The organism is Streptomyces polyrhachis (assembly GCF_042663125.1).
GTDB lineage: Bacteria > Actinomycetota > Actinomycetes > Streptomycetales > Streptomycetaceae > Streptomyces > Streptomyces polyrhachii.
The window spans coordinates 33,514-53,486 of record NZ_JBHSZO010000028.1; the positions used below are offsets into that span (position 1 = coordinate 33,514).

The window sequence follows — 19,973 nt, forward strand, 5'->3', positions numbered from 1 at the left end:
GGCGGGGTGTCAACTCCCCTTCAGCACCGACTCGTAGACCCCGTGCAGCTCCTCCACCACGGCGTCGATCGAGAAGCGGTCGCGCACCAGCTGCCGGGCCGCCTGCGAGGCCCGCTCGCCTGCCTGCGGCTCCAGCAGCTCCAGGATGCCGCGCGCCACCAGCGCGCTGTTGTCGGCGTCGATCCGGCTGTCGGTCACCACCCCCGCGCCGTATTCGGCGACCTCGGGCGCCTGCCCGCAGAACTTCGTGATCACCACGGGCACGCCGACCGACATGGCCTCCAGCACGGAGACCGGGAAGGGCTCGTAGGTCGCGGACAGCACGTACACGTCGGCGGTGCGCAGGAAGTCCAGCACGTCCTCGCGCTCCACGGCGCCGATGTACGTGACGGAGTCCCCCACCCCCAGCTCGCGGGCCAGCTCCATCATCGGCGCCGCCAGCGCCCCGGTGTCCGGGCCGGCCAGCACGAAGCGCGCGTCGGGGTACTCGGCGAGCACCGCGGGCATGGCGCGGATGAACTCCTCCGGCCGCTTGCGCTCCTGCACCCGGGACATGAAGACCACCGTCGGCGGCCCCTCGGTGCGCTGCGGGCGGCGCTCCTGCGGGGATACGCCGTTGACGAGGCGGTGCGCCGAGCGCAGCGGCGTCTCGGGGACGACCGCCTGGACGCCCTCGCGCTCCACCTCGGTCAGGTACAGCACGGTGTCGGCCCGCCGCAGCACCCGGCGCAGCCCCAGCACGTCCACCAGCCGCGCCACCCGCTTCTCGGTCGGGTCGATCATGCCGTGGGTCTGGAGCACCAAGGGTTTGCCGCACTGCAGGGCGATCAGCGCGAACGGCAGCGTCACCAGATCGCGCATCAGATGGACGTGCACCACGTCGGCGGACCTCACCAGCGCCCGCGCCTTCGCCAGCATCGGCAGCGAGGTGATGCCGCTGACCTCGAACTTCGGCAGCAGGTGCTGCGCCTGGAAGACGAAGGACGGCACGCCCTCGACCTCGTCGGGCAGCCCCCCTTCGAAGCCGTCGCCGAGCGTCACCAGCCGGGCGTCGACGCCCCGTTCGCGCAGTCCGCGCGACAGGTTGAGCGCCACCCGGGTCGGGCCGCCGAAGTCGCTGGTCGGCGTATGGAGCGTGACGGCGTGCAGAACTCTCATGGAAACTCCCCCCCACGCGCCCCCCGGCGCGTGAGGCATCAGCGTACCGGCCCGCACAACCAACGCGCCCCCACGCTGGTCATACACTGTGCCGGGGGAAGGCGGGGGCACCATGAGCGACGACGTCAGCAGCGGGGGCAGCGGGGAGCGTCCCGCGGACGAGACCGTCCAGTTGCGGCGCGCCACCCCGGGCAGGAGCAGGGCGGGGGCGCCGGGCGGGGCCGGCACTCCGGGGACCTCCCAGGACACGGTCGCCCTGCGCGCCCCGCGGCCGGACGAGACCGTCCAGATGCGCCTGGCGCCGCTGGCCGCCGCCTCCGCGCGCCGCCGGGGCACGCTGACCGCGCCGCGCCCGTTCCTCCCCTTCGAGGTCCCCGCGCACTCCACCCCCCGTGCCGTCCTCTCGCGCGCGCTCTCCGTGCCGCTGGTGCTCGCCCTGGCGGTGCTGATCCCGGCGGTGGTGGCCGGCATGGCGCCGCCGGCCACCCGGGGCACCGCGTTCTGGCTGCAGCTGGCGGTGACCGTGTACGCGGGGTCGCGGCTCTCGGCGATGATCCTCACCGCCCGGCGGCGGCTGATCGCCGGCTCCATCTGGCTGTTCTGCTACGTGGCGATGGGCGTCGCGGTGCTGGCACAGATCTCGCTCGGCCGCACCCCGACACCGCTGGTGGGTCCCAGCGGCGACATGACGTACGCGGTGGCGCTGGTGCTGCTGGGCTTCGTCGCCTTCGACGTGGGCGCCCTGCTGGCGCGCCACCGCCCGGCGCCGCGCCGCTACCGGATGCGCCGCACGGCGACGGTCAGCCGCCGCCGGCTGTACCTGCTGGTGGCCCTCGCCTACGTGGCCAGTGCGGTCTTCGTGGCCAGCCTGGGCGGCCCGGCGGTGTTCTTCAACAGCCGCCAGGCGATCAGCGACCACCTCACGGCGGGCGGCACCTCCAGCTCGCAGGTGGGCTCGGCCTTCCTGCGCGGCTTCGGCACGATGCCGGCGCTGCTGGCCCTGCTGATGCTGACGCGCTGGATGCGGCTCTCGCGCCGGGCCCGGCGCACGCCGGCCGTCTGGCTGCCGTGGCTGGGGCTGGTGGGCGTCAACGCCGTGGTCAACAACCCCGTCTCCAATCCGCGCTACTGGTTCCTGACGGTGGCCTTCTCGCTGCTCTTCACCGTCTTCCCGCGCAGCCCCGCCGTCTACCGCACCGCGCTGGCGGGCGGGGTGGCCGCGGCCGTGCTGGTCTTCCCCTTCGCGGACAAGTTCCGCTACGACGAGGGCGGGCGCCACGAGCAGGAGCAGACCTCGATGCTGGAGCCGCTGGTCACCAAGGACTACGACCAGACGGTGATGCTGGCCAACACCATCTCCTGGGTGGAGTCCGGCGCCGGCCACACCTACGGCCGCCAACTGGCCTCCTCGACCTTCTTCTTCGTCCCGCGCGCGGTGTGGACCTCCAAGACGCTGGACTCGGGGGTGCGGGTGGGCCAGTGGATGGGCACCACCAACGTCAACCTCTCCTCCCCGCTGTGGGCGGAGCTGTGGCTGGACTTCGGCCCGCTGGGGATGGCGGTGGGCTTCCTCGGCGTCGGCTACTGGGTGGCGCGTACGGACCGCCGCTTCGCCGAGTCCGGCCATGTCTCGCGCGAGCCGGGCAACCTGCTGGCGATCGTGGTCCCCTGCATCGCGGGCTACACCTTCATCATGCTGCGCGGCCCGCTGCTCCAGGCGACGGGCCGTATCGGCATCGCGGCGGTGTGCGTGCTGCTGGTGGCGACCTTCCGTACGGACCGGAAGCACCGGCTGTACTGAGGGGGCCCTCTCCCGTGCGGCGGGAGGGGGCGTTCCCTACCCGAAGGGTCCGGGAAGGCGTTCAGCGCGCCGGCAGGGGATCGGCCGGCGCCGCGCGCGACTCCGTGCGGATGCGCAGCCACAGGGCCAGCGCCTTCAGGCCCGAGCCGGCGACCAGGCCCCAGGCCGCGCCCAGGACGCCGCCCAGGGCGTAGCCGCCGAGCATCAGGGCGACGGAGGCCGTCGAGAAGACGAGCTGGATCGGCATCGTGGCCCTGGGACGCAGCACCCGCAGGGTGAGCAGGGCGCTGGTGCCCAGCGCGATGGCGGCGTACTGGCTGCCGGTCGCGGGCAGCAGCCGCGCCGCCGCCGTCCAGGTCTCGCCGAGGATCTCGCGCCCCACCCGGTCGGGCAGCAGCGCCAGCACGGTCGCCCAGATACCGGCGGTGGCGGCGAGGGCGCCGGCGAGTACGGCGGTCGTACGGACCTTCGCCCGGGTCCCCGCGACCCTGTTCAGCAGCGGGGGGCCGAAGGCGGTGGCGGAGTTGTAGAGGACGTTCATAGGGCCGAAGAGCGTCACCGCGCCGCGCAGGGCGCCCACGGCGAGCGGGCTGGCGAACAACCCCAGCCCCATGACGGCGAGTTGGCTGGAGCCGTTGCCGACGGCGAACTCCACGACGAAGCGCCGCCCGAGATGGCCCCGGCGCAGGTAGCGGCGCCAGTCGGTGCGCCCGCCGCGCAGCCGGGGCGCCAGCAGCGCCAGTCCCAGCAGCAGCGCCGGCAGTGCGGAGAGCCCCCAGACGGCGATCAGCCGGGCGGCGGAGGCGCCTTCGGGCTGCAGGGCGAGAGCGGGGACCACCGCGGCGCAGCGCAGGGCGTCGCTCGCCAGGGCGTACTGCGGCAGCCGCAGGGTGGAGAAGCAGTAGCGGGTCGCGTCCTGCACCAGGGCGACGGGCAGCACCAGCCCCAGCGCGAGCAGCCCGCGGGCCGTCTCGCCGGGCAGCAGCGCGAAGACCAGCGCGCCGGTGGCGCCGAGCGCGGTGGCGGCCAGGGCGGTGAAGGCCAGCGCCGAGCGGCAGCCGTCGCGCTGGGCCGACCCGCGCTCCAGCACCAGCGCCTGGCCCACATAGCTGGTCTCGATGCCGAGCAGCACCGTGAAGACCAGGTAGACGATGGAGAAGACGGCGAAGTCCGCCGCGGAGGAGAGCCGGGCGGCGACGACGAGCACCGCGATGTTGGTGAGCGCGGCCACCCCCTGGTCCGCGACGGAGCAGACGATGGCCGCTCGGGCCTTGGGGGCCGGAGCGGCCGGCGGTATCGGACTGGTCATCGGCGCGCCGACCGGGCCGTCACTGGCTGGACGAGCGGCTGGCGGACCGCCCGCCCGCGCGGCTGCCCGGCTGGCGGCCCTGGCCGTCGTCCCCGCCCGACCGGGGGGCGGGCGGGGGTCCGTAGGGCTCGCTCACGGGAGTCCTGCGGTCCTGCTGCCTGCCCCGGCCGTTCTTCTTGCGGCCGTTGCCGCCGCTGCCGCCGCTCTTCTCCTCGTCCTTCGCACCGCCGAAGGAGTGCAGGACCGCGCCCAGCACCGTGCCTCCGGCGCCGCGGATCAGCTCGCGGATGCGCTCCAGGTCCTCGCGGCGCACCTCGTGCGGGTCGCAGACGACCAGCACGCCGTCCACCCGGTCGGTGAGCGCGATCGCGTCGGCGTAGGACAGGACGGGCGGCGCGACCACCACGACGACCGAACCCGGCGCGTCCGCCTCGGCGATGAGCTGGGTGGCGGAGGCGGAGGTCAGCGCACGGGCGGCATTGCGCACCCGGGTGCCGGGCACCAGGTCGAAGGCGCCGGACTCCCCCGCGTCGATGGGTATCTGCAGCCCGGTCGGCCAGCCGCCGTCGCCCCGCGCAGGGGTACGGGCCCAGCCCGGACGTACGCCGTCGGCGGTGCTCAGCCGGGCGGAGAGGGTGGGCTGGCGCAGGTCGGCCTCGATGAGCAGCACCTCGTGGCCCATCTCCGCGAAGGAGGCGGCGAGGTTGACGGAGACGGCGGCCGGCACGTCGTTGCGCCCGCGCGGCGCCACCACCAGCAGCCGGCGCCGGTCGGCGAAGCGCTGGTCGTAGGCGAGGCGGAAGGCCATCGAGCGGTACTCCTCGGCCGTGCGCCCCTCGGCCAGCAGCGGCCCCTGCCGGCGCTGGCCGGGCAGCGTGCCCAGGACGGGGGCGCGCAGGGCGCGCACCACGTCCGCGGTGGAGCGGGCGGTCGGGTCGAAGATCAGCCGCACCCAGGCGATGACCAGTCCGAAGCCGAGCCCGACGGCGGCGCCCAGGAAGAGCACCATCAGCAGACCGGGGCCGGAGGGCTCACTGGGCGCGGTCGCGGCGCGGAAGATCCGGCCGGAGGTGGGGTCGATGGAGACGACCTCCGCCTTCTTGGCGGAGATCTGCGACATGGTGATCTCCAGCGAGGACTTGTCGGAGAGCGCCTGGTCGAGGGCGCGGCCCGCCAGCCGGCCGCCCTCGATGTCCTTGAGGAGGGAGTCGCGCCGGTCGCGCAGGGGCTGGAGCTGGGAGTCGTAGCTCTTGGCCGTGTTGTCGACGATCTTCTTGTTCTGGGCGTAGCGGTAGTCGAGGTACGCCTGGGCGAAGCCGTTGGCGCGCTCGGCGGCCGTCTCGGGGTCGGTGGAGGTGTAGGTGAAGCGCAGCACGAGGGTGTTGGGCGGGTTGGTGACCTGCAGGCCGCTGAGGAGCTGCTCCTCGGTCTGGCCGCCGCCCAGCTTCTGCTGCGCCAGGTCCGCCACCGAGTTGCTGCCGGCGGTCTGGCGCTCGGTGCCCATCACGTCGCGGTTGAGCTGCGAGCTGCCGGTGGAGAAGGGGTCCAACGTCACCTGGCGGACCGAGAGCTCACTGCTGGCGACATACGACTCACCGCCGACCAGCCCCGTCCACAGGCCGCCGAGCAGCCCGAGGGCGACGCCCAGGGCGAGCATCCCCCGATACCGCAGCAGCTGCCGGAACTGGTCCCGCAGCAGATCCGGCTCATCCTGGTCAAGCTGTTGGACGACGACGTCCTGTCCCGTACCCGCCATGCCTAATGCGCCCCCTCGGCCTCGCCGGTGCCGGTCCGCTCCCCCGCGTCCGCCCCGTTCGTGCCACCAGTATGAACGACACCTTCCGGAACGGACCTGGGCCTGGGGACAAACGCTTTCCCCGCCCCCGGTCCCTCCGCCGTCCCCTCCGACATCCCCTCCGCCATCCCCATCGCCTCGTCCAGCAGCGCTTCGATCCGCGCCAGCCCGGCCCCCCGGCCGAGGTGCGCCTCGACGTACGCCGGGCCCCTCGCGCCGAGGCCGTCGGCCCGCCCGGGGTCCGCGGCCAGTTCGCGGACGGCCGCCAGGAGGGCCTCGGGGTCCTCGGGCGGGACGATGACGCCCGCGCCCGCGCGGCGCATCTCCTCGGCCGTGCCGCCCTCGTCGGCGATGGAGGCGACCACGGGGCGGCCGGTGGCGAAGTAGGAGGTGAGCTTGGAGGGCACGCTCATGTCCTTGACCGTGGCGCGCTGGGTGACGGCCAGCACGTCGGCGGCGGCCAGCACATCGGTGAAGTCGGCGTCGTCGGCGGGCGGCAGGAAGTCCAGGTTGGGCAGGTCGCGGCCCGCCTCCTGGAGCAGCTCGCGCTGGTTGCCGTCGCCCATCAGCACGATCCGCACCTCGGGCGCCAGGCGGGCGGTCTCCACCAGCACCTCCAGGCCCTGCTTCAGGCCCATGTTCCCGGAGTGCAGGACGACCGTCTGGTCCTCGGGCCAGCCCAGGCGCTCGCGCGTCCCGGCGCGCGGGCAAACGGGGCGGGCGACGTGCGACCAGTTGGGGACGAGGCGGATCCTCGACTCGGGGACGCCCATCGCGGCGACGCGCTCGACGAAGCTCTCGTGGATCACGCCGACCAGCGTGGCCCGCCCCAGCACCCACGCCTCCACGGCGGCCGCGCCCTTCGCGGCCCGGTCGCCGCCGCGGATGCCGCTCTGCGCGGCGGCGGCGCCCATCAGGTCCTGGACGACGGGCACGTACGGGACCCCGTAGCGCTTGGCCAGCCGGGCGCCGAGGACTCCCCCGGCGAGGCTGGGGAGTTGGGCCGTCACCAGATCCGGCGCCCCCATGCGGGGGCCGGCTATCAGTCCGTGGCCGAGGACGGACGCCTCGTACAGCGCGCGCTTGAGCGCACTCTGGCGGCGCGGGACGGTGTGGCGGCGGCGGTGCACCGAGACGCCGGCGCGGTCCTCCGTCAGCCGCCAGCGGCCCCGGTACTCCGGCGCCGTCTCCCACTGCGGGTAGTGCGGCATGCCGGCCAGTACGTGCACCTCGCCCCGGCCGGTGTGCGCCCAGTGCTCGGCGATCTGCGTCGCGTACGGACCGATTCCCGCCTGCTCCGGCGCGTAGTTGGTCGAAACAAGCAGCAGCCTTGTCACCGACATCATCCCCCTTGTCCCCACCCGATCGGCTTGCACCCTATCCGGGCGCGCCCGCTATGGTTGACACTCGTGGCGCGCTGGGGGTTGCGCCGAAGTTTGGGGGGATTTCATCCATGCCGCATGTCGTCGGCTACGCGCCGGGGGTCTACGACCTCTTCCACGTCGGCCATCTCAACATCCTGCGCCACGCCCGCAGTCAGTGCGACTACCTGGTGGCGGGCGTCGTCTCGGACGAGATGGCCGAGCTCGCCAAGGGCCGCCGGCCGGTGATCCCGCTGGTCGAGCGCCTGGAGATCGTGCGGTCCATCAGTTTCGTGGACGCCGCCTTCGTCGAGACCGTGCCGGACAAGGTGGAGACCTGGAAGCAGGTCCGCTTCGACGTGATCTTCAAGGGCGACGACTGGCGGGGCACGGCCAAGGGCGAGAAGCTGGAGCGGGACTTCCGGGAGGTGGGCGTGGAGGTGGTCTACTTCCCCTACACGGTCCACACCTCCAGCACCCAACTGCGCCGTGCGCTGTCCCTGTTGGAGGGCGACGCGGGCCGGCTGCACGAGGCGGGACTCCAGTAGCGGTACGGGCCCCGCGCGCGGACCTGCGTGTCCGCGCGCGGCCCGCTGCTCAGGCCGTCGCCGGCGCGCTCAGCTCGCGGAACCACTTCGCCAGGAACGCGCAGAGGAAGAGCACGTTCACCGCGAAGAGCAGCGTGTAGCCGGCGCGGAAGGCGCTCTGGCCGCCCAGCAGCAGGAACACCGCGCAGAAGACCCCGTAGTCGGCGGGCAGCAGCGCCACCGCCCGCACCCGCGAGACGGGGGCGGCGGCAGGGGGGGAAGTCCCGGCCGGCGGGCGGGGCTTCAGCTTGTCCGCCAGCAGCCCGCCGCAGAAGATCAGCACCGCCGAGAGCTGGAAGCCCAGCGGGACCAGCAGCCAGGCGTGCGAGGGCAGGTCGAAGAAGCGGTACCAGGAGACCAGCACCGCGGCGTGGACCGCGACGATCTTCCCCGCGTCCACCACATGGTCCAGCCACTCCCCCGCCGGGCTGCTCTCGCGCCGCAGGCGGGCGAGTTGGCCGTCCGCGGAGTCGAAGGCGAAGCCGAGCGCCAGCAGCGCGTACACCCCCAGTCCGAGCCCCCAGCCGGGCCGCACCGTCGCCACCAGGGCGAGCGCGGCGGCGCTGAAGGCGGCGGAGATCAGGGTGACCTGGTTGGGCCGCAGCCCCAGCCCGTAGCACAGGGCCGCCAGGAGGCGGCCGAGCGGGCGGTTGACGTAACGCGAGTAGAGCGAGACCCCCTTGGCCGACTTCTGGGCTGTACGTAGTTCCTGCAGTGCTTCCCCCACGGTCATAGGCGCATGATGATCGGGCAAGCGCGTGCGGAACAGGGGATTTCGCGAATGAGAGCGGAATCACTGGATTATCGGAGACCCAGTCAGGCAAGGCTAAGTTAAGTTAGGGCCGCCTTATCTCTGATGTCCCGTCCAGCCTGGAGACCCCATGCGTCCCGCCCGTCTCACCGCCTGCATAGCCGCCGCCGCGGCGCTCACCGCCACCGTCGGGCTCACCGGCTGCGCCGAGAAGAGCGACGGCAAGAGCGGCGGCGGCGACGGCGCCGTCACGGTCGCGGCCGGCGACAACAGCTGCGAGGTCTCGCCCAAGGAGTTCAAGGCCGGGCACGTACGCCTGGACATCGAGAACAAGGGCTCCCAGGTCACCGAGGTCTACCTCCTGATGCCCGGCGACCGCATCGTCACCGAGCGGGAGAACATCGGCCCCGGCACCAGGGCCGAGGTCACCGCCGAGGTCAAGCCCGGTTCGTACGAGATCGCCTGCAAGCCCGGCATGAAGGGCGACGGCATCCGCCAGAGCGTCAAGGCCACCGGCAAGGGCGCCGTCAAGGCGCTCGACCCCAGGCTCGCCGAGGCCGTCGCCGCCTACCGCACCTACGTCCAGCAGCAGGCCGACGAGACGCTGCCGCTCGCCGAGACGTTCGCCCAGGCGGTCAAGGACGGCGACCTGGAAGCGGCGAGGAAGGCGTACGCCGTCTCGCGCATCGGCTGGGAGCGCACCGAGCCCGTCGCGGAGTCCTTCGGCGACATCGACCCGAAGGTCGACGTCCGCGAGGACGGCCTGGAGGACGGCCAGGAGTGGACCGGCTGGCACAGGCTGGAGAAGTCCCTCTGGCAGGACAAGAAGATCACCGACGCCGACAGGAAGCTGGCCGACCTGCTGGTCAAGGACCTGAAGGACTGGCAGCAGCGGGTCGGCAAGGCCGACATCAACCCCACCTCCATGGCCAACGGCGCCAAGGAGCTGCTGGACGAGGTCGCCACCGGCAAGGTCACCGGCGAGGAGGAGCGCTACAGCCACACCGACCTGGTCGACTTCCAGGCCAACGTCGAGGGCGCCTTCAGGTCCTACGAGCTGCTCAAGCCGGTCGCCGCGAAGAACGACCCGGCGCTCGCCGCCGAGCTGGACAAGCAGTTCGAGGCGCTCTTCACGCTGCTGGAGAAGTACCGGAAGGGCGACTCCTTCGTCTCCTACGACACCGTCGGCAAGGCGGACCGCAAGGAGCTGTCCGACGGTGTCAACGCGCTCGCCGAGCCGCTGTCGCAGCTCGCGGCCGCGGTCGTCAAGTAGCCGGCAGGGCACGGAAGGAGGCGGCGGCGCGATGAGCGACGACAGCACGCAGGACACCCCGGCACCCGCGCAGGAGGAGTCGGCCGGTACGGCCCCGAGCCGCCGCGCCGTCCTGGGCTGGGGCGGCGCGGGCCTGGCCCTGGGCGCCGCCGCGGCCGGCGGCGCCGCGCTGGCCACCGGCGGCGGCGAGGACCGTACGGTCAACGCCGCCGGGTCCGGGGCGGCCGTGGCCTTCCACGGCGGCCACCAGGCCGGCATCGCCACCCCCGTGCAGGACCGGCTGCACTTCGCCGCCTTCGACGTGAAGACGAAGGACCGCGCGGAGCTGGTGCGGCTGCTGAAGGACTGGACCCGCGCCGCCGAGCGGATGTGCGCCGGCCGCGAGGTCGGCGAGGGCGCCATCAGCGCGCTCGACGCCGCACCCCCGGACGACACCGGCGAGGCCCTGGGCCTGAAGCCCTCCCGGCTCACCCTCACCATCGGCTTCGGCCCCACCCTCTTCGAGCGCGACGGCGAGGACCGCTTCGGCCTGCGCGCCGCGCGGCCCGAGGCGCTGGTGGAACTGCCGCACTTCCCCGGCGACAACCTCGATCCGGCCCGCTCCGGCGGCGACCTGTGCGTCCAGGCGTGCGCCGACGACCCGCAGGTCGCCGTGCACGCCATCCGCAACCTGGCCAGGATCGGCTTCGGCAAGGTCACCGTGCGCTGGTCGCAGCTCGGCTTCGGCAAGACCTCCTCCACCACGCCCGACGCGCAGACCCCGCGCAACATGATGGGCTTCAAGGACGGCACCCGGAACATCGCCGGCACCGACACCGCGAAGCTGCGCAAGCACGTGTGGGTGGACGGGCGCGACGAGAAGGGCGCCGCGGCGTGGATGGCGGGCGGCTCGTACCTCGTCGCCCGCCGCATCCGGATGCACATCGAGACCTGGGACCGCACCTCGCTGCGCGAGCAGGAGGACGTCATCGGCCGCGACAAGGGCGAGGGCGCGCCCTTCGGCAAGCAGAAGGAGCACGACGAGCCGCTGCTGAAGGCGATGCTGCCGGACTCCCACGTACGCCTGGCGCACCCGGACACCAACGGCGGCGCGATGATGCTGCGCCGCGGCTACTCCTTCACCGACGGCACCGACGGCCTGGGCCGCCTGGACGCGGGGCTGTTCTTCCTCGCCTACCAGCGCGACGTGCGCGACGCCTTCATCCCCGTCCAGGGTCGACTTGCCCGCAAGGACGCGCTGATGGAGTACCTCCAGCACGTCGGCTCGGGTGTGTTCGCCATGCCGCCCGGCGTGGTGGACACGGGCGACTGGTGGGGCCGCGGGCTCTTCGAGAAGGCGGCGGACCAGACGGACGGGAAGGGTGCGTAACCGATGTTCCTCGGAAGCTATCTGATCGGCCTGCGCGAGGGCCTGGAGGCCAGCCTCGTCGTGTGCATCCTGGTCGCCTACCTGGTGAAGACCGGCCGGCGCGAAGCGCTGCGCCCGGTGTGGGCCGGCATCGCGCTGGCGGTCGCCCTCTCGGCGCTCTTCCAGGCGGCGCTGCAGCTCAGCGACAACGAGCTGACCTTCGAGGCGACCGAACTCCTCGGCGGCACCCTGTCGATCGTCGCGGTCGGCCTGGTCACCTGGATGATCTTCTGGATGCGGCGCACCGCCCGCCACCTCAAGGCCGAGCTGCAGGGGCGGCTGGACTCGGCGCTGCGACTGGGCAGCGGCGCGCTGGTGCTGACCGCCTTCCTGGCGGTGGGCCGCGAGGGCATGGAGACCTCGCTGTTCATCTGGTCCTCCGTGCGCACCGGCACCGAGGGCACCACCGAGCCGATGCTGGGCGCGGTGGCGGGCATCGTCACGGCGGTGGCGATGGGCTGGCTGTTCTACCGGGGCGCGCTGCGGATCAACCTGGCGAAGTTCTTCACCTGGACCGGCGGCCTGCTGGTGGCCGTCGCCGCGGGCGTGCTGGCCTACGGCGTGCACGATCTGCAGGAGGCCCGCTTCCTGCCGGGGCTGGCGGACAAGGCGTTCGACATCAGCGGCTGGTACGACGTCGGCAGCTGGTACGGCACCCTGCTGAAGGGCGTGTTCAACTTCCAGCCCGACCCGACGTGGCTGCAGACCGGCGCCTGGGCGCTGTACCTGGTGCCGACGCTGTTCTTCTTCCTGCGCCCGGCCGGCTCCCCGGGGAAGCCCGCGCAGGACGCCCCGGCGCCGGCGGTCGCGGCCGAGAGCGCGTAGCCGGTACGCGACGACCGACGAAGGCCGGGGCCCGTACACCGAATCGGTGTACGGGCCCCGGCCTCGCGTCCGTCGTCGGGCGGCCTCAGTACCAGGCCGCCGCGGGTGCGTCGTCCTCGGAGCGCGAGCCGGCGTACACCGCGCAGGCGTCCGTCAGCGGCTCCAGCAGCGTCAGCGCGTCGGGCAGCGGGCGCTCGGGGCCGTAGCGCCCCGAGGGGTGCCAGCCCACCGTGCCACCGCTGGGCAGCCGGGCGGGCGGCAGCAGTACGTAGCTGCCGCGGCAGTGCCAGCGCAGGCCCGGATGCTCGGCCATGGTCTCGGGATGGCAGTCCAGCTCGCACGGCCACCACTCGTCCTCGTCCTGCGGGGTGCCGCGCGTCGCGGTGAAGAAGAGCATCCGCGAGCCGTCCACGGCGACGGGCCCGGCCTCGACGCCGGCCGCCTCCAGCCGCTCCAGCGCGGCGAGTCCCGCCTCCAGCGGTACGTCCAGTACGTCCGCGGTGACGCCGGTGGCGACGACGAAGTTGGCCTCGGGCTGCGCGAGGAGCCAGCGCTCCACCCGCTCGGGGTCGGTGCTGGCCTGGCTGTGCCAGGCGAAGGAGACGGGGTGGCGGCCGGGGGTGGGGCAGCCCACCCGGTCGCAGGAGCAGCCGTAGCCCTCCGGGTGCGCGGCGGGCGCCAGCGGCAGTCCGGAGCGGGCTGCCGAGAGAACCGATTCGGCACGGGCAGCCGCCGCCGCTTCGGCGGACAGGGCATCCTGGGCCCTGCTCCGTCGCTGCCACCACTGCGGGAGTCTGCTCGCTCGTGCCATCTAGGTTCCGGCTCCCCTCACACGCGCTCTACCCGTACCGGCGGCCGACCCGTCCCCGGGGAGCCGGTAGATAGGCCCATGCTGCCACGCTTTTCGGGTGCCCTTGACCACTCTTGCCCTCTTCGGGTAGCGCGCGGGGGCGCTCCTCGGGATGAACCGCCGGGAAACCGCCGCCCCGCCTCTGTGCGCGCGGGCCCCGCCGGGTGACCATGCTCGTACCCGCAGGCGACTGCGGACCGGACCCGGTGACCGGACGCAGCAACCGGACGCAGCAACCGGACACAGTAAGGAGCCCTCATTGCGCACTGCCTCGCCCCGCCGGTACCTGATGTGCCCACCCACGCACTTCGAGGTCACCTACTCCATCAACCCGTGGATGGACCCGGCGAAGCCGGTCGACCGCCGGCTCGCCCTCACCCAGTGGGAGGAGCTGCGGCGCACGTACCTCTCCCTCGGCCACGACGTCGAGCTGCTGGAGCCGCGCGCCGGGCTGCCGGACATGGTCTTCGCGGCCAACGGCGCCACCGTCGTCGACGGCCGGGTGCTCGGCGCCCGTTTCGCCCACCCGCAGCGCGCCCCCGAGGCGGCGGCCGCGCGCGAGTGGTTCGCCGCGCACGGCTTCCCCGACATCCGGCTGCCCGAGCACGTCAACGAGGGCGAGGGGGACTTCGCCGTCACCGCGAACCTCGTCCTGGCGGGGCGGGGCTTCCGCGCCAGCCCCGAGTCGCACGCCGAGGCCCAGGAGTTCTTCGGCCGGCCGGTGGTCGGCCTGGACCTGGTGGATCCGCGCTTCTACCACCTGGACACGGCGCTGTGCGTGCTGGACGACGCGGTCGACGGCGCCGACGCCGGGGTCATGTACTACCCCGGCGCCTTCTCCCCCGGCAGCCGCAAGGTGCTGGCCCGCCTCTTCCCCGAGGCGCTCGTCGCGACCGAGGCGGACGCGCTGGCCTTCGGCCTCAACGCGGTCAGCGACGGCCGCAACGTGCTGCTGCCGCAGGCCGCGACGGGCCTGTTCGCGCCGCTGCGGGAGCGGGGCTACGAGCCGGTGGGGCTGGACCTGGACGAGCTGCTCAAGGGCGGCGGCAGTGTGAAGTGCTGCACGCTGGAGATCAGGGCGTAGGGTCCCCGGGCAGACCCCCGGGCGGCCAGGGGTCGCCCCACTCCACGTCACGGGCCGCCCGGTAGAGCGGCCCGTGGCGCTTGGAGACGTTCTCCTGGACCAGCTCGCCGGCGCCCGCCTCGTCGGTCGTGCACAGCCGCAGCATCACCAGGCCCTTGCGGATCTGCGGATGCCGTACGACTCGCGCGGCGGCCGGGTCGGCGGGGAGGCGGACGGCGGCGACGTAGCTGTACTTCTCGTCCTCGTGGCTCAGCGCCCCGCCCTTGACCTGCCGGTGCAGGGAGCTGCGCTGGACCCGGGCGGCGAAGTGGCACCAGTCGCGGGCGGGCGTCCCCGGCTCGGCCGCCTCCTCGGCCAGGATCGGGCAGGGGCCGCTCTGCGGGCAGGGCGCGGCGATGGTGAAGCCGGCCTCCACCAGCCGGGTACGGGCCTCGATGACGCGCCGGTAGCCCTCGGGGGTGCCGGGCTCGACCACCACGACGGCCTGCGCGGCGGCGGCCGCGGCGGCGACCACGGCGGTGCGGTCGGCGGGGGTCAGCTCGCCGAGCACGTAGGAGACGGTGACCAGGTCGACGGGGTCCAACGCCAGTGCGGCGCCGAGGACTTGGCGCTTCCAGCGGGCGGCGGCCAGCGCCGGGAGGCCGGAGGCGGCGGCGAGTCGGCTGCCGAGGTCGAGGGCGGGCTCGGCCCAGTCCAGGACCGTGGTGGCGCGCTCCGGGGCGCCGGCGGGCCAGACGTCGTGGACGGCCCAGGTCGCGGCGCCCGTACCGCCGCCGATGTCGGTGTGGCTCAGCGGGGTCCAGCCGGGGGTGGCCGCGCGCAGGGCTTCGAGGGCGTCGCGTACCGCCTCGAAGGTCGCGGGCATCCGGTAGGCCGCGTAGGCCGCCACGTCGGCGGGGTTGCGCAGGACGGGGGCGGTGGTCGGGGTGGCGCCCCGGTAGTTCTCGATCAGCCGCTCCACGGCCTGCGCCGCCTGCCGGGGCGGCATCCCGGCCAGCGCTTGGGCCAGGGTCGTACGCAGTGCGTCCTCGGTCTCGCTCACCGGGGTGAGTTTACGGGCGACCCGGCACGCGTGGCGCGCGTGCCGGGTCGGGGCCGGATGCGGGCAGGTGCGTCAGGCCGGGCGCAGGCCGGGGTTGCCGACCGGGGAGATAAACGAGGCCGCCGTGGCGAGCGGGGCGCCCGGGGCGTTGACGTACGGGATGGTGCGGTAGTCCGCGCGGGCCTGCTCGCGGTCGAGGGTGACCTTCAGATAGCCGCGCCGGGCCGTGTAGAACCTCAGGTGCGGGTTGGAGGCGAGGAGGCGGTCGTGGTTGGCGGGGCGGTCGGAGCCGTTGCCGCCGCTGGAGATGGACGTGCCGACCAGCTCCACGCCCACCGTGCGCGAGGCGGGGTCGGCGAAGTCGCGCTTGATGTCGAAGCCGTAGTGCACGTGCACGTCGCCGGTGAGGACCACCAGGTTCTCGATCCCGGCGGCCTCGGCGCCCGCGAGGAGGCGCTCGCGGGGGGCCGCGTAGCCGTCCCAGGAGTCGTGGCTGACCAGGTAGTCGGGGGTGGGCTGGTCGCGCCGCTCGGAGAGGACGACCTGCTGGGGCAGGACGTTCCACAGCGCCCGCGAGCGCTGCCAGCCGTCCTGCAGCCAGCGCTCCTGCCCGGCGCCGAGCATGGTGCGCGCGGGGTCGGCCGAAGCGGGGTGCGGGGCCTGCCAGTTGGGGCCGGGGGCCTGCACGGAGCGGTACTGGCGGGTGTCCAGGACGTCGAACTGCGCGAGGCGCCCGAAGTGCAGGCGCCGGTAGAGGCGCATGTCGGGGCCGGTGGGCTGCTGCGGGGCGCGCAGCGGCATGTTCTCCCAGTACGCGCGGTAGGCGGCGGCCCGGCGGATCAGGAACTCCTCCGGCGGGTCGTTGTTCTCCGAGTGGTCGCCGGCATAGTTGTTCTCGGTCTCGTGGTCGTCCCAGGTGACGATGAACGGGTGGGCCGCGTGCGCCGCCCGCATATCGGGGTCGGAGTGGTAGAGGGCGTAGCGCAGGCGGTAGTCGTCGAGGGTGACGGTCTCGCGGTTGAGGATCGGCGGCAGGGTGCCTGCGGGGTAGGCGCGGGCGCCGGCGGTGGAGTTCACCGCGTACTCGTACTGGTAGTCGCCGGTGTGGAAGACGGCGTGCAGGTCCTCGTCGGCGAGGTGGCGGTACGCGGTCCAGTGGCCCTGGTCGTAGCGCTGGCAGCCGACGACGCCGAAGCTGAGGCTGCCGTTGTCGGCGGCGGTGGCCGGCGCGGTGCGGGTGCGGCCGACGGGGCTGATCCAGCCGCCGGTGCGGAAGCGGTAGAAGTAGCGGCGGTCGGCGTCCAGTTGGTCGGCGTCCACGTGGACGCTGTGGTTGAACTCCGGGTGCGCGAGGGTCGTACCGCGGGCGGCTATCCGGCTGAAGCGCTCGTCGTGGGCGACCTCCCAGGAGACGGGGAGGGCGAGGTCGGGCAGGCCGTTGCCGGGCTCGAACAGGGCGGGGGCGAGGCGGGTCCACAGCACCACGCTCCCGGGCCGCGGGTCGCCGGAGGCGACGCCCAGGGTGAAGGGGTCCCGGGTGATCGACCTGGGGTCGCCCTCGGCGGCCTGCGCGGTGGGCAGGTTGGTCGCGAAGGCCAGGGCCGCCGCGGCCGAGGTGGCGGTGAGGAACCTGCGGCGGCCTATGTGGCGGGCGGCGGCGCGGAGTTCGGAGTCGTGCGGCGAATGCGTCATGCGACCAGTGGAGTGGCGGCGGAAAACGTCTACCCGACGTGTGCGCCACATTCCGGTAACGCGGTGGTGAGGTCGGGTGCGGGATGGGGACCCATCGTCCGCAAGCGGACAGCCCCGCCCGCGCCCGTACCCGTACCCGCACGGAGAGGGGGGCGCGGCCCGCGCCCCCCTTCCGCTCAGAACGTCAGCTTCCAGCTGTCGATGTAGCCCGTGTCGTACGTCGCCACGTCCTGCACCCGCAGCTTCCACACCCCGTCGGCGGCCTCCGAGGAGGCGTTGACGGTGTAGGTCGCCAGGACGTTGTCGGCCGAGTCGCTGGAGCTGGAGTTCTTCAGCCGGTACGCCGTCCCGTCCGGGGCGAGCAGGTCGATCACCAGGTCGCCGCGCCAGGTGTGCTTGATGTCCACGGCGGCCTTGAGCGTGGCCGGCGCGCTGCCGCCCACGCCGCTGACGGTGATCGGGGAGGTGACGGTGGTGTTGTCCGGGACGGTGACGTCGGTGGTGTTCTCGAAGCTCGGCCCCGGCGGGAGGGCCACCTCGGTGCCGATCGTCCAGACTGCGTGGGCGAGGGCGTCGCTGTTGCGGTCCAGGGCCGTGTCGCTGATGTTCGCGCTCGTGTCGCAGGAGGAGTGGTAGCAGCGGTCGAAGGCGATGCCGGCCGTACCGCCCCACTTCTGCGCCTGGGCCGAGGTCTTGAGCCGGCTGGCGCCGGTGAAGAGGCCGCCCACCGGAATGCCGGCGTTCTTGAACGAGGCGTGGTCGGAGCGCCCGTCGCCCTCCGTCTCGATCTCGGTCGGGACGCCGAGGCCGGCGTAGTAGTCCTTGAAGACCTTCTCCAGCGCGGGGTCGTCGTCGTAGACGAAGTAGCCGGGGTTGGGGGAGGCGACCATGTCGAGGTTGACATAGCCGGCGATCTTGGCGCGTTCGGTGGTCGGGAGGGTGTTGACGTAGTGCTTGGAGCCGACGAGGCCCAGCTCCTCCGCGCCCCACCAGCCGAAGCGCAGGTGCTTCGTGGGCTGCAGCGCGGCCCGGGAGACGGCCAGGGCGGTCTCCAGTACGGCCGCCGAGCCGGAGCCGTTGTCGTTGATGCCGGCCCCGGAGGCGACCGAGTCGAGGTGGGCGCCGGACATGAGGACCTGGCCCGGGTCGCCGCCGGGCCAGTCGGCTATGAGGTTGTAGCCGGTGAGGCCGTTGTACGTGAACTGCTGGACGGCGGTGGTGTACCCGGCGGCGTCCAGCTTGGCCTTGATGTGGTCGATCGACGCCTTGTAACCGGGCTTGCCGTGCGCCCTGTTGCCCCCGTTGGCGTTGGCGATCGCCTGGAGGTCGGCGAGATGGGCCTTGACGTTGGCGAGCGGGATGTCGGGGGCGGGCACCGCGAGCGCGGCGGGTGCCGCGGCGACGGAGGCGTCGGCGGTGGGGACAAGCAGGGCCGCGGCCAGAACGGTCACCGTTCCGGCCGCGGTACGGAGCCTGTGCGCACGACGTGGGGGCATGGGCACTCCTGATGTCGGAATTGACGTGCCCATGATGTTCCTAGGGGGGCGACCTCACGTCAATAAGGCCTCCCCCCGGCCCGCGGCCCCCGGCAGGCGGCGTCAGCTGATCGAGCAGTCGTCGACGTCGCGCGTGGCGTCGATGTACTCGGAGCTGGCCCAGCCCTCGCCGATCCACAGCCACCACGGGTTGCCGTTGACGAGTTCGCCCTTGACCGCGCAGTAGACCGGTCCCGTGTCACCGGGGCGCAGGGCGCCGGTGATCGGGCTGTGGGTCGAGGGGCGCTGGCGGACGTAGAGGCGGGAGTCGGAGACGACCACGCCCTGCGCCCAGTCCTGGGGGGACCAGCCCGACGTCGGCGGCTGCGCGTCGGGCAGCGGCGCGGAGCCGGTGTTCCAGTTCCAGTTCCAGTTCCAGTCGCCGCGCGGCGACTGCGCGGCGGCCGGCGCCTCCCGCGGCGTGGCGCTCGCGCCGCCGGCGAGGCCCAGCAGGCCGCCGCCGGCGAACACGCCCGCCGCGAGCAGCGAGGCCGCAGAGCGGCGTATCGAGATGTCCACGATCGAGCTCCCTCCGATTGGGATGTCCAATCCAGGAAAGACCCGATGGGCCCAAGCTGCCACTTATGCCGCATAAGCGCAGGTCAGCGCGATGCACATGACTCAAACCCCCGAGCGGGAAGCCCCTGTCCCGCAGCCAGACTTGCGACCTGCGAACCCCTGGGTTAGGGCGTCAGCACCACACCACCCGCACCGCCTCCCGCACCGCGGCCGTCCCATACGTCGCGCCCTCCAGCGTGGCGTTGAGGGTGTGGAGGGCCTGGGCACAGCCGGGGTCCAGCCGCAGCGTGAACAGCCCCAGCGCCCGCAGCGCGTCGCGCTGGCGCGATTCGCCGGGCTGCGGGGCGGCCTCGACCGCGACGCCGCGCAGCGGCCAGTACGCGTCCGCCACGCCGAGCAGGTCGTCCGCCACCCACAGCTCCACGTCCCACACCACCGGCCCGGGCAGCGCCGTGACCCGCCGCAGCCGCGCCTCGGGCGGGAACCAGCCGCGCCCGCCGTCCAGCAGGGCGCGCATCGTCCGCCGTACGACGGGACGCGCGTAGTGCCCGCCCGCGCGCAGCTCCCGCACGAGCGCCGGCCGGGTCACCCGCCGGGTGCGCACCGCCTCGGTGAGCAGCGCCCGGCACTCCGCGTCCGCCAGCAGCGGCACCGTGTCGGCCACGGCGCGGCCCACCGGCGCGGTGGGCAGCCCGTACAGCGGCGCGGCGGGGGGCATCCGGCGCGTCGGGGTCCCGTGCGCCCCGTACGCACAGCCGCCGGGGACCAGCACGTGCGCGGAGCGGAAGGACGCCGCGGCCGGCACCGCCGCGAAGCGCCGCAGCGCCAGCACGGCGGGCCCGGTCAGCACGCCCGCGCCGCCCGTACGCGCCACGGCCTCGGCCATCGTGCGCGTCAACTCCACCAGCCCGCCAGGGGTCTTCACCGCCGTCATGCGGCGGCACGTCCCCCGTCCGCGCGCCCCGCACGCCCGCCACCGCGCC

Annotated in this window: 17 protein-coding genes; 6 read left to right on the plus strand and 11 right to left on the minus strand. The window is 73.5% G+C overall.

Annotated features, from left to right (window positions below):
* Positions 1-9: 9 nt before the first annotated feature.
* Positions 10-1,158 (minus strand): glycosyltransferase, encoded by a 1,149-nt coding sequence (locus tag ACFQLX_RS18010; RefSeq protein ID WP_386416430.1) that lies wholly within the window; start codon positions 1,156-1,158, stop codon positions 10-12.
* 289 nt (positions 1,159-1,447) lie between these two features.
* Between ACFQLX_RS18010 and ACFQLX_RS18015 the strand changes: the two genes are divergently transcribed.
* Positions 1,448-2,959 (plus strand): hypothetical protein, encoded by a 1,512-nt coding sequence (locus ACFQLX_RS18015; RefSeq protein WP_386416490.1) that lies wholly within the window; start codon positions 1,448-1,450, stop codon positions 2,957-2,959.
* A gap of 61 nt (positions 2,960-3,020) precedes the next feature.
* On the opposite strand, the gene ACFQLX_RS18020 is transcribed toward ACFQLX_RS18015, so the two are convergent.
* Genes ACFQLX_RS18020 through ACFQLX_RS18030 form a run of 3 tightly spaced genes read right to left on the minus strand, consistent with a single transcriptional unit; the run spans position 3,021 to position 7,406 of the window.
* Positions 3,021-4,268 carry an MATE family efflux transporter gene (locus ACFQLX_RS18020; protein WP_386416432.1) on the minus strand — a complete coding sequence of 416 codons (1,248 nt, stop codon included), beginning with the start codon at positions 4,266-4,268 and terminating at the stop codon, positions 3,021-3,023.
* A gap of 19 nt (positions 4,269-4,287) precedes the next feature.
* A complete protein-coding gene (locus ACFQLX_RS18025; RefSeq protein WP_386416434.1) occupies positions 4,288-6,024 on the minus strand; it encodes a lipopolysaccharide biosynthesis protein in 1,737 nt (578 codons plus the stop codon).
* A 2-nt stretch (positions 6,025-6,026) separates the two neighbouring features.
* On the minus strand, positions 6,027-7,406 hold the full coding sequence (locus tag ACFQLX_RS18030) for a glycosyltransferase (RefSeq protein ID WP_386416491.1): 1,380 nt from the start codon (positions 7,404-7,406) through the stop codon (positions 6,027-6,029).
* A 110-nt stretch (positions 7,407-7,516) separates the two neighbouring features.
* Here ACFQLX_RS18030 and ACFQLX_RS18035 point away from each other — a divergent pair, with 110 nt between their 5' ends.
* Entirely contained in the window at positions 7,517-7,972 is a 456-nt protein-coding gene (locus ACFQLX_RS18035; RefSeq protein ID WP_386416435.1) for an FAD synthase family protein, read from the plus strand.
* 49 nt (positions 7,973-8,021) lie between these two features.
* Here the strand turns inward: ACFQLX_RS18035 and ACFQLX_RS18040 are convergent, their stop codons facing one another.
* On the minus strand, positions 8,022-8,744 hold the full coding sequence (locus ACFQLX_RS18040) for a CDP-alcohol phosphatidyltransferase family protein (RefSeq protein ID WP_386416436.1): 723 nt from the start codon (positions 8,742-8,744) through the stop codon (positions 8,022-8,024).
* A gap of 148 nt (positions 8,745-8,892) precedes the next feature.
* Between ACFQLX_RS18040 and efeO the strand changes: the two genes are divergently transcribed.
* The 3 genes from efeO to efeU are packed head-to-tail and all read left to right on the plus strand — an operon-like array spanning position 8,893 to position 12,268.
* A complete protein-coding gene (efeO, locus tag ACFQLX_RS18045; RefSeq protein WP_386416437.1) occupies positions 8,893-10,035 on the plus strand; it encodes an iron uptake system protein EfeO in 1,143 nt (380 codons plus the stop codon).
* A gap of 31 nt (positions 10,036-10,066) precedes the next feature.
* On the plus strand, positions 10,067-11,404 hold the full coding sequence (gene efeB / locus ACFQLX_RS18050) for an iron uptake transporter deferrochelatase/peroxidase subunit (protein WP_386416438.1): 1,338 nt from the start codon (positions 10,067-10,069) through the stop codon (positions 11,402-11,404).
* Between the two features lie 3 nt (positions 11,405-11,407).
* Positions 11,408-12,268, plus strand: coding sequence for an iron uptake transporter permease EfeU (efeU, locus tag ACFQLX_RS18055; protein WP_386416439.1), 861 nt, complete (start codon positions 11,408-11,410; stop codon positions 12,266-12,268).
* 85 nt (positions 12,269-12,353) lie between these two features.
* Here the strand turns inward: efeU and ACFQLX_RS18060 are convergent, their stop codons facing one another.
* Positions 12,354-13,079, minus strand: a complete 726-nt coding sequence (locus tag ACFQLX_RS18060) for a bifunctional DNA primase/polymerase (protein WP_386416442.1) — start codon at positions 13,077-13,079, stop codon at positions 12,354-12,356.
* Between the two features lie 229 nt (positions 13,080-13,308).
* Here ACFQLX_RS18060 and ddaH point away from each other — a divergent pair, with 229 nt between their 5' ends.
* The gene (gene ddaH, locus ACFQLX_RS18065; RefSeq protein WP_386416493.1) at positions 13,309-14,202 is read left to right on the plus strand and encodes a dimethylargininase; all 894 of its coding nucleotides are present in this window, start codon (positions 13,309-13,311) and stop codon (positions 14,200-14,202) included.
* On the opposite strand, the gene ACFQLX_RS18070 is transcribed toward ddaH, so the two are convergent.
* The 5 genes from ACFQLX_RS18070 to ACFQLX_RS18090 form a co-directional block, all read right to left on the minus strand.
* Positions 14,192-15,190 carry a small ribosomal subunit Rsm22 family protein gene (locus tag ACFQLX_RS18070; RefSeq protein WP_386416495.1) on the minus strand — a complete coding sequence of 333 codons (999 nt, stop codon included), beginning with the start codon at positions 15,188-15,190 and terminating at the stop codon, positions 14,192-14,194. The genes ddaH and ACFQLX_RS18070 overlap by 11 nt on opposite strands.
* A 126-nt stretch (positions 15,191-15,316) precedes the next feature.
* The gene (locus ACFQLX_RS18075; protein WP_386416444.1) at positions 15,317-16,936 is read right to left on the minus strand and encodes an alkaline phosphatase D family protein; all 1,620 of its coding nucleotides are present in this window, start codon (positions 16,934-16,936) and stop codon (positions 15,317-15,319) included.
* A gap of 176 nt (positions 16,937-17,112) precedes the next feature.
* Positions 17,113-18,432 (minus strand): M28 family peptidase, encoded by a 1,320-nt coding sequence (locus ACFQLX_RS18080; protein WP_386416446.1) that lies wholly within the window; start codon positions 18,430-18,432, stop codon positions 17,113-17,115.
* A 102-nt stretch (positions 18,433-18,534) separates the two neighbouring features.
* The gene (locus ACFQLX_RS18085; protein ID WP_386416447.1) at positions 18,535-18,990 is read right to left on the minus strand and encodes an SH3 domain-containing protein; all 456 of its coding nucleotides are present in this window, start codon (positions 18,988-18,990) and stop codon (positions 18,535-18,537) included.
* A 172-nt stretch (positions 18,991-19,162) separates the two neighbouring features.
* Positions 19,163-19,924 (minus strand): hypothetical protein, encoded by a 762-nt coding sequence (locus ACFQLX_RS18090; RefSeq protein ID WP_386416448.1) that lies wholly within the window; start codon positions 19,922-19,924, stop codon positions 19,163-19,165.
* Positions 19,925-19,973 lie beyond the last annotated feature (49 nt).